The organism is Aestuariivirga sp., from assembly GCF_044239095.1.
Classification (GTDB): domain Bacteria; phylum Pseudomonadota; class Alphaproteobacteria; order Rhizobiales; family Aestuariivirgaceae; genus Aestuariivirga.
Map to the genome: position 1 here is coordinate 1 of NZ_JBIICB010000263.1, position 6,160 is coordinate 6,160.

At 64.7% G+C, this 6,160-nt stretch carries 5 protein-coding genes; 2 read left to right on the forward strand and 3 right to left on the reverse strand.

Translation table 11 applies throughout. From position 1 onward, the window contains the following. Nucleotides 1-140 precede the first annotated feature (140 nt). From ACILRA_RS18545 to ACILRA_RS18555, 3 genes are read right to left on the reverse strand one after another with little or no spacing between them, the layout of a single operon-like run. Nucleotides 141-446, reverse strand: a complete 306-nt coding sequence (locus tag ACILRA_RS18545) for a hypothetical protein (RefSeq protein ID WP_395663547.1) — start codon at nt 444-446, stop codon at nt 141-143. Nucleotides 447-456: 10 nt separating this feature from the next. Further along, on the reverse strand, nt 457-2,271 hold the full coding sequence (locus ACILRA_RS18550; protein WP_395663548.1) for a sugar ABC transporter ATP-binding protein: 1,815 nt from the start codon (nt 2,269-2,271) through the stop codon (nt 457-459). 30 nt (nt 2,272-2,301) lie between these two features. Then, entirely contained in the window at nt 2,302-3,477 is a 1,176-nt protein-coding gene (locus tag ACILRA_RS18555) for an ABC transporter substrate-binding protein (RefSeq protein WP_395663549.1), read from the reverse strand. A gap of 340 nt (nt 3,478-3,817) precedes the next feature. On the opposite strand from ACILRA_RS18555, the gene ACILRA_RS18560 reads away from it, so the two are divergent. Both ACILRA_RS18560 and ACILRA_RS18565 read left to right on the forward strand, forming a co-directional pair. Next, nucleotides 3,818-4,867 carry a substrate-binding domain-containing protein gene (locus ACILRA_RS18560; RefSeq protein WP_395663550.1) on the forward strand — a complete coding sequence of 350 codons (1,050 nt, stop codon included), beginning with the start codon at nt 3,818-3,820 and terminating at the stop codon, nt 4,865-4,867. Beyond that, nucleotides 4,864-6,160: hypothetical protein (locus ACILRA_RS18565; protein ID WP_395663551.1), on the forward strand; the 1,297-nt coding region annotated here is incomplete at its 3' end. The genes ACILRA_RS18560 and ACILRA_RS18565, both read left to right, overlap by 4 nt.

A 6,160-nucleotide genomic window follows, 5' to 3' on the forward strand; every position in this document is an offset into this window, starting at 1 on the left:
TGCGGATGACCGCGACCACGAGCAGCGCGAACAGCAGCACGATCGGAATGAACAGGTGCGAATAGGCAGACGACGAGGACTGCCGCTCAGCTGCCGCGCTCATGCCTGTTGCCCGCCTCTGGTCACGTGTCTTGCCACCCCTACTCCGTTTCGACGATCTTCATGCCACGCGGGCGCTCCTGCGCGGGCGCAGGCTTGATGGGTGTTCCGGCCTTCTCCTTGTCGAAGTCGACGATCTTGATCGACTGCGGCACGCGCGCCGCGCCGAAGGTGCCCTGGGCCGCGACGGAGGTCTTGCGCGGCGTCTCGTCTGCGCCATCGCGGCCGAATTCGCGGATCTTGATCCTGGCGGAGGCATCTTCCTTCATCACCTCGCGCGCCACGGGAGCTTCCGCCGGCTTCAGCAGCTTGGGCTTCCCGTCTTCCCCGAACTCGACAATCTTCATGGCCTGTCCCTCACGAATTGAAGAAGCGGATCTTGATCTGCCGGCCCTGCGGCGGTGTCTCGGGCGCGGGCCGCGGTGCACGCGGCGGCGTGGAAAAGTCGACGATCCGCACGCTGGCAGGTTCGGGGACGGCAACGGCCGGCGTCCGCCTGCGCGGATCGGCCTCCTGCACCTCCGCCTTGCGGGGCTGGCCCAGGGGGCCGCTGCCGCCCGCGGTCTTTCCTGCGTGCTGGGAATGGCCGAACATCGATTCCAGGATGCGGTCGGGATGAATCTCGCCGCTCGCGAAGGTCTCAAACAGTCCGCCATTGCGGAACACGAGCACACGCGTGCACAGGCCGATGAACTCCTCGAGTTCGCTCGACATGAAGACCACCGCATTGCCCTGCGCCGCGAAATCGCGCAAGTGCCGGTAGAGCTCGCGCTTGGCCTCAACGTCGATGCCGCGCGCGGGGTCGTTCAGCACCAGGATGCGCGGGCGCAGCGCGAAGGCGCGCCCGATCAGAACCTTCTGCTGGTTGCCGCCCGAGAGCGAGGTGATCTTGTCGGAGCGGAAGCCATGCTTGATCGACAGCTTCTCCACCATCGAATCAAAGACGCTCGACAGCGACGGCCAATCGATGATCTTGATCAGCGGCACGCGCGGCGCCTTGGCGGCGAGCGGCAGCACCAGGTTCTCGAAGATGCTCATGTTGGCGAAGATGCCTTCGCGCTTGCGGTCGCCTGAAACATAGGCAACGCGCATCCGGTCGGCATCGGCCAGCGTGTTGATGGGCTGGAAGTCGGAGACGCCGTTGCGCGCCAGCGCCAGCCCTTCCTCCGCCTGCTGGACGCCCGCCAGCACGCGCACGAATTCATTCTGACCCTGCCCGTCCAGGCCGGCGACGCCCACGATCTCGCCGTGCCGGAGACTGAACTCCACGCCCGGCCCCTTGGGCCAGATGCGCAAGCTCTCGGTCTTCATGACGACCGTATCGCTGGCGGCCTCGGCAGGCTTGCCATGTGCGGCACCAGAACTGCTCTTGCCCGTCATCAGGCCCAGCAGATTCTTTTCCGTGATCTCGCTTTTCTCGAGAACACCCACGTCCCGCCCGTCGCGCATCACGGTGGCGCGGTCGCTGATGCGGATCAGTTCGGCGATGCGGTGGGTGACGATGAGAATGGCCGAGCCCTGGTCGCGCAGCTCGCGCATCTTGACGAACAGCCGCTCCGTGGAATCAAAGTCGAGGGCGGCAGAGGATTCATCCAGGATCAGCACCTTGGGCTTGCACAGCAGCGCACGGCCGATGGTGATCCATTGCTTGATGCTTAAGGGAAGCCCGCCGACCAGCATATCGGGGTCGATGTCGAGCCCGGTCAGCTCACGCATCATGCTGGCCGACGTTTCGTATTTCTCATCAGCGGACTTCGCACGGGTGAACAACCCGTCGACTCCGACGAAGAGATTGTCCCGCACCGAGCAATCATCGGCGACGAGCACTTCCTGGAAAACGGTGGCAACGCCGGCGAGCCTTGCATCGCGCGGGGTTGAAGGCGCATGGCCCAGAACGGAGACATGGCCGCTGTCAATCGGCAATACGCCAGAAATGACCTTGGAGAGCGTGCTCTTGCCGCAGCCATTGCCGCCGACGATGGCATGGATCTCGCCCAGGCGCGCGGCGAAGGAGCAGCCGTCCAGAGCGCGCGTCACCCCGAATGATTTGCGCGCGTCATGGACGGTAATGTCAGCCTGAACGGCGGGCCGTGCGGTTGCCGCGCCACCCGCCGGCGAGGAAGGCGCAGCGGACTGCGCCTTCGCCGGAGTGTCGGATGATGCCGCTACCATCGCGTGCCCGCCGCCTTAATCGCGTGACGATCAGGGCTTGTACTGGGTCGGATCAGCCGGACGCAGGAAGAACTGGTCCAGATAATCTTCCGCACCCCAAGCCTTCGGGCCCACGTGGAACCAGTCAGCCGAGTTTGGATCGCAGTCTTCCTTCAGTTCCTTCTTCACGTCTTCGACCGTGAACTTGATCGGCGGCACCAGCACGGACTGGATCTTGGGACCCTGGCCCTGCAGCGTGCGCATCATGATGTTCCAGATCAGTTCCATGTCGTCGCCCGGGGGCCAGACGTGGAAGGCGCTGCTGATATAGTCAGGGTTCTGGCGCCAGTAGCAGTTGGCACCGAGCTCACCGCCGATGGTGATCGGGATCATGTCGCGGCCGGACTGCTGCAGCGCGCGCAGCACGCCCATTTCAGCCGCCGACTGCACGGCGATGCCGTCAAGCTGGCCGGGGTTGGTGGCAAGCCACTTCTGCACTTCGCCCTGCGCGACCTGGTCGGTCCACATGCCGGCGATGCTGCCCACAACTTTCACATCCGGATAGGCCGCAAGACCGGCGAGCACGCCGCGGTTCTGCGAATCGGAGCCGGAGGTTCCGGGAATGCCCTCGACGACGAGAACGTTGCCCTTCTTGCCGATCTCTTCGGCCATCCACTTGCCGATCTCATAGCCGGCGAGCTGATAGTTGACCGAGGAATTGATCGAATAGGGCGAGGTCAGATAGCCGGTGAGGGAGAACACGGGCACGCCGCGCTCATAAGCATATTTCACCGTCTGGTTCAGGGCGGTGGGGTTGGAGCAGCACACGATGATCGCGTCCACACCCTGGTCAACCAGCTGGCGCATCTGCTGGATCTGCACCGAGTCGTTGAGGTTGGACTGGGTGACGATCACGTCCTTGACGAGACCCAGCTTCTGCCACTTGGGCAGGATGTCCTTGGCGAGACGGTCCATCACCGCGGCGCGCCAGGTGTTGCCGGCATAGGAGCTGGCATAGCCGATCACCCACGGCGGGCCGCGCTTGGCCTTGAAGTCACGGTAGGCGCTTGGCCCAACCGGCTGCGCCGGATCGAGCATATTCGGGTCATAGACCTGCTTGCGGGTCGCTTCCGGAATTTCATCCAGACCCTCGGCAACGGCAGGCGCAGCTGCGAACAGGCTTACGCCCAACGCAGCCACCGCTAAGGCTTTCGCAAAACGGAACATTTGGTTTCCTCCCATGTCGTTCTCACGCCGGGCGACTACGGGGATCGGTGACCCGGCCTCCGGCAAAGCTATCCAACTTGCGCCACAAGCGCAACAGATTTCCTGCTTGCGTTTGCAACATCAACAATAAGAAAATGGGTGAAACCCTGCAATTATGGCGTTTCCTGCATCATTATCTTGTAAATTTACTCGTGGCATGTTGCAATCGGAAGCAACAATGTGTCAAAAAGGGGCCGGGAAGAGCGGCGGAGCAGCAGATGAGCGAGGCCAGGATTTTCGAAGCGAACCACATGAGTATTCCCCCGGCATGAGCGGACGGAAGCAAGAGGCGCATGGATCCATGCTTTCGGCACGCCAGATCGCGGATGATCTGGGCGTGTCGGTGTCCACCGTTACGCGCGCCTTCAACCCGGGCGCCAATGTTGCGCCGCGCACGCGTGAGCGCGTCCTGTCGCACGCCAAGACCCTTGGCTACAGTCCCAACGTCTTTGCCAGCACGCTGAACACCCAGCGCACGCGCATCGCCACGATCTTCATCTCGGACTTCTACAACCCCTTCTTCGCCGAAGCCCTGGTGACGCTGACGGAGGAACTGCAGAACGCGGGGTTCAGCGTGATGCTCTTCCACATCGCACCTGGCCGCACGGCGGAGGAGACCCTGCCGGAGGCCATGCGTTACCGCCCCGAGTTCATCGTCGTCATGACGGCGACGGTCACTTTCCAGCGCGCCATCGCCAGTGCGGGGGCGGGCCCGCACCTGATCTTCTTCAACCGCTACGTTCCTGACACGCAGACCTTCTCCGTCACCTGTGACAACCGCCTGGGCGGGCGCGAGTTGGCGGACTTCCTGCTCAGCACCGGGCACAAGCGAATGGCCTATGTCTGCGGCACACCGCGCGCCACCACCTCAATCGACCGCGGCCGCGGCTTCAGCGAGCGCTGCGCCGCGGCGGGGCTGAAGGTTCTGGAGGACAATGGCGCCGATTCCTTTTCCTACGAGAACGGCCGCGCCGCCGCCCGCCGCCTGCTTGCGCGCGATCCACAGATCGACGCCATTTTCTGCGCCAATGACCTGATGGCGATCGGCCTCATCGACGGACTCACCTTCGACCTCGGCATCAAGGTGCCCGAGCAGATCTCGGTCGTGGGCTTCGACGACGTAGCCATGGCTGGCTGGCCGTCGCATTCGCTCACCACCTACCGCCACCCCACGCGGCGCATGGCACAGGCCACGGTCGAACTCATCAAGGAGATCGACGTCAATCCCTCCCTCACCCCCGTGGCAGTGCGCGTACCGGGCCAGCTTGTGCCGCGCCAAACCCACATCGACCGCTCCGCGGCAGGCGGCAAACCCGGCCAGCCCACCAGGAAAAGGGGCCAGCAGCGATGAGTGCAGACCAACTCTACGCCCCGGCCGCCGCCTGGATCTTCATCTGGCTGGCGCTGTATTTCGCCTATCTCGTGTTCTGGGCGCTGCGCGGACCTGCGGCCTCGGCAAGCATGGCGGAATTCAGCGTGGCGGGCCGCGACCTCTCGACCTGGGTCATTGCCACGGCCGCCACCATGGCCTCGCTCACGGGCTGGCTTTTCGTGGCGCTGCCAGGGCTCGTCTTGCGTGACGGCTTTCCAGCTGGCTACCTCGCCTTCGCAGCCATCAGCATCCCCGCACTCGGCGCCTTTCTGGGGCGGCGGCAATGGGTGCTGGGGCAGAAGCACGGTTTCCTCACGGCGGGGGAGATGTTCTCAGGCTATTTCGGCGGCAACCTCGTGCGCGTGTTTAGCGTACTGGTGGCAGTGCTGCTCAGCGTGCCGTTTCTCGCCCTGCTCTTTGGTGCAGCTGGGCAGATGATCTCGATTGCCAGCAACAGGGCGCTGGACCCGCTGGTGGTCATGTGGGCGCTGGCCATTGCCGTCATCATCGTCTCGACGCTCGGGGGCCTTCGCGGCATCGCCCAGTCGGGCCCGCTGCAGATGACCATGGTGGCCGTTGGCATCGGGCTTGCGGGGCTTGCGGCCTATCACCTGATGGGCGGTTTCGCGCCGATGAAGGCGGGCCTCGCGCAGTTCGCGCAGGCGGGCACCGCGCCCTGGGGAACCACCGCGCAGCATGGTGGCGGCGACTACAATGCGCATTTCGCCTTGTCGGGCGTGGTGCAATGGACCCACGGCATCGGCCGCGACGTGGCGCAAGGCGGACCGTGGACGAGCGCGCTGGCGCTGACCTTCGTCATCAGCCTGCTCGGCATACAGACCACGCCGGTCATGACCATGTTCGCCTTCGCCAGCCGCTCGCCCAATGCCGGCGCGCCCCAGCAGGTCTGGGCCTCGGCCGGGGTGATGGGGCTGCTGCTCTTCGTCTTCGTGCCGCTGATCGGCATCGGCGGGCTGCTGCTCGGTGCGGCGGGGCCCGTGGCGGGCAGCATCGCAGCCGTGCTGCCGGATCTCTCCGCGGGCCAACAGGGCCTCATTCCCGCAATGCTTGTCCATGCCATCGGCACGGTACAGCCCTGGCTCGGCGCACTTATCGCAGCCTGCCTGCTCGTGGCCTTCACCGCCTGCGCCGGCGCCTATGTGATCGCGGCAGGCGCAACCGTCACGCGGGACCTGTTCGTCGCCTTCTTCCAGCCCAAGGCGGGCGAGCAACTGCAGAAGACCTTCGCCCGCGTGGTGATGCTGATCCTGG

What these genes read in the sequence shown, in the direction of transcription:
- ACILRA_RS18545 (WP_395663547.1), bottom strand. Translation starts at nt 446, where the DNA reads ATGAAGATTGTCGAGTTCGGGGAAGACGGGAAGCCCAAGCTGCTGAAG.
- ACILRA_RS18550 (WP_395663548.1), bottom strand. Translation starts at nt 2,271, where the DNA reads ATGGTAGCGGCATCATCCGACACTCCGGCGAAGGCGCAGTCCGCTGCG.
- ACILRA_RS18555 (WP_395663549.1), bottom strand. Translation starts at nt 3,477, where the DNA reads ATGTTCCGTTTTGCGAAAGCCTTAGCGGTGGCTGCGTTGGGCGTAAGC.
- ACILRA_RS18560 (WP_395663550.1), top strand. Translation starts at nt 3,818, where the DNA reads ATGCTTTCGGCACGCCAGATCGCGGATGATCTGGGCGTGTCGGTGTCC.